The 2,461-nt window shown below is 40.1% G+C and carries 3 protein-coding genes and 1 pseudogene; 1 reads left to right on the plus strand and 3 read right to left on the minus strand.

The window, feature by feature from the left end:
- The 3 genes and pseudogenes from M8E35_RS26090 to M8E35_RS26100 form a co-directional block, all read right to left on the minus strand.
- Nucleotides 1–478: pseudogene (locus M8E35_RS26090) on the minus strand (exosporium glycoprotein BclB-related protein); the annotation flags it as partial.
- Between the two features lie 40 nt (nucleotides 479–518).
- Nucleotides 519–863 carry a hypothetical protein gene (locus tag M8E35_RS26095; RefSeq protein WP_252473889.1) on the minus strand — a complete coding sequence of 115 codons (345 nt, stop codon included), beginning with the start codon at nucleotides 861–863 and terminating at the stop codon, nucleotides 519–521.
- Between the two features lie 320 nt (nucleotides 864–1,183).
- Nucleotides 1,184–1,522 carry a hypothetical protein gene (locus M8E35_RS26100; RefSeq protein ID WP_252473890.1) on the minus strand — a complete coding sequence of 113 codons (339 nt, stop codon included), beginning with the start codon at nucleotides 1,520–1,522 and terminating at the stop codon, nucleotides 1,184–1,186.
- Nucleotides 1,523–1,815: 293 nt separating this feature from the next.
- On the opposite strand from M8E35_RS26100, the gene M8E35_RS26105 reads away from it, so the two are divergent.
- A complete protein-coding gene (locus tag M8E35_RS26105; RefSeq protein WP_252473891.1) occupies nucleotides 1,816–2,118 on the plus strand; it encodes a hypothetical protein in 303 nt (100 codons plus the stop codon).
- Nucleotides 2,119–2,461: the final 343 nt, after the last annotated feature.

Raw genomic sequence — 2,461 nt, forward strand, 5'->3', positions numbered from 1 at the left:
CTTGCGTTCCTTGGATTCCTTGCGTTCCTTGGATTCCTTGCGTTCCTTGGATTCCTTGCGTTCCTTGGATTCCTTGCGTTCCTTGGATTCCTTGCTCTCCTGTTGCTCCTGTTGCTCCTGTGATTCCATCGGGCCCTATTGGATCAAGTTCTGCAGGTACCAAGCGATGAGCTGCGGTCAAATTCCCAGCGGCATCTTTTCCCCAAGCGGAAATCTCTACAGCATCAGAGCTGGTGATGAACTGGAATTCAAACTCATCAAACTGCGCGTAATAAATTCTTTCTGCTACCTCCCCTGGAGCCATAATAAATAACTCCAGAACATACAGGGTTTTCGTAATCCCTGTCACGAAAAACCCTTCAATAAAAACGGTAGCAGCAATTGTGTCATCATTAGTGATTTTTACTGTAAACGTTGTAGTTGGTCTTTCTTCGTTGACTGGCGTATTTTCAATCAATCCGGTAGTTAATTCTGCCATTCTCTCGCCTTCTTACATTAATTTTGTTTATAATTGCCTGTTAAATTGGATTAATCTCTTTAGCTACAACTCGATGAGCCGTAGTAAGGTTCCCGGCTCCATCTTTTCCCCAACCGGAGATCTCAACAGCATCAGAGCTGGTCATAAACTGAAATTCAAATTCGTCAAACGGAGTGTCGTAGATTCTTGCTGCTACCTCCCCGGGGGCTACGATAAATAACTCTAAGACATAAGTTGTTTTCGTAATCCCTGTCACGAAAAACCCTTCAATAAAAACGGTAGCATCAACTGTATCATCATTGGTGATTTTTACTGTAAACGTTATAGTTGGTCTTACTTCGTTGACAAGTGTATTTTCAATCAATCCTGTAGTAAATGAAGCCATTAACCCGTCTCCTTCCATTTATAATTTTATTAGGATCGCCTCTTAAATTGGATAACCTCTTCAGCTACAAGCCAATGAGCCGAAGTAACGCTAATGGTATCATCGTTTGAGAATTAGGACCGAAAGCGTTGAACTTGGTCTAACACCCGCAACCGGGGTGTTTTCAAAAACCTGTTGTTAGATCAGGTATATTTTTTAACCTCCCTTAATTATGGGTTTATACATTGTATTGTACTCGTCCAATTTTCGTTACTTTTTGAATTTTTAATCAATTAATTTATAAGAGGTTTTTGACTTGTCTTACTTACAGCTTTCTTTATTCAGACGCTTGCTTCGGCAATTACCAAATGAGCTGAAGTGAGGTTTCCAGTTGCGTCTTTTCTCAACACAGAGATTTCTACAGCCTGTGAGCTAACAAAGAATACAAACTCAAAGGCATTAAATAGGACGAAATAATTTTTCAAGGCCACTGTTCCCGCTGAAAGAGTGAAAAACTCTTCAACATACTTCACTTTTTTCGTTCCATTCAGAAAAAATCCCTCAATTTGAATTGCTACTGTAGAAGTATCATCGTTCGAGATATTTACCGAGAGCGTTGAACTCTGACTAACGCCCTCAACCGAGGCGTTATCCAACAAACCCGTTGTTAAATAAGGCATATATTCTCCCACCTCCTAAATTATGGGTTTACTTATTGTATTGTTCATGTCCTAATATTGTTACTTTAAATTGCGCTAATGCCGGAACAATCCCCTTTGTTGGACATATCCTAATTAATATAAAGAGGACTAGCCTACTTGAAGAAAATTTACCCCGTCGAAAAATGAATTGTGTTATTGACTTCCTGAGGGGATAAATAAAAGTTTTCTCCTTTACAAAAACTTGTGATCAACTTATTTGTAAAGGTAGCGACCTTGTCCTATTTCTTTAATTTAGAAAGGAAGAGAAAACATTGACTGATAAAAAGCATTGTCCTTGTTCTTGCCCCCATCAATGGATTCAACCTGCTCCTTTTATCCCTACTTGGGTTCGAGAGACCCCAACTCCTAAGGCGTGCCCTCAACCAATTCAGCCGGTTCCAAATCCAACTTTCCCAAATACTGCAACGCTACCGATGTGCAACCCTCTAGAAGTAAAGAAAGCAGGTCCTGGTACGGTGTTGATTACGGTATCGATCCCCGCAGAATCGATCATCACCTTGCCCACAAAAGCACTTGAGATTAAAACGACTAGAAAAACCCTCAAGATAACATAGAGCCGTTTCTTTAATTGCATTCCATCAGTACTTGGCACACCCATGATACTGCCAAGTTGTTTCTCGGTGGTTATGTGCGGTAGGATATTCAATATTCAATATTCAGAAGCAGTGCACCAAACTACAACAGCAGTAGGAGGTGTCTTCAAAACCATGCAAGAAAAGATGATCGTTTTGATCTAACTTCGACTGACCTTCCCAACCCAGATCGATCATTCAGATAAACATTGCTAAAATTCATAAAACTAAAAGTAGAAATCCAAGAGAAGGGGCCGTAACAAAACTTAGCTCAAAAAGTCGCCTAAACTAACTGGTTTAAGCGACTTTTCCATTCAAATAATAG

It is taken from the genome of Desulfosporosinus nitroreducens (assembly GCF_023897015.1).
Taxonomy (GTDB): domain Bacteria; phylum Bacillota; class Desulfitobacteriia; order Desulfitobacteriales; family Desulfitobacteriaceae; genus Desulfosporosinus; species Desulfosporosinus nitroreducens.

Coding starts and splice junctions, on each gene's coding strand:
- M8E35_RS26095 (WP_252473889.1), bottom strand. CDS start 863: ATGGCTTCATTTACTACAGGATTGATTGAAAATACACTTGTCAACGAA.
- M8E35_RS26100 (WP_252473890.1), bottom strand. CDS start 1,522: ATGCCTTATTTAACAACGGGTTTGTTGGATAACGCCTCGGTTGAGGGC.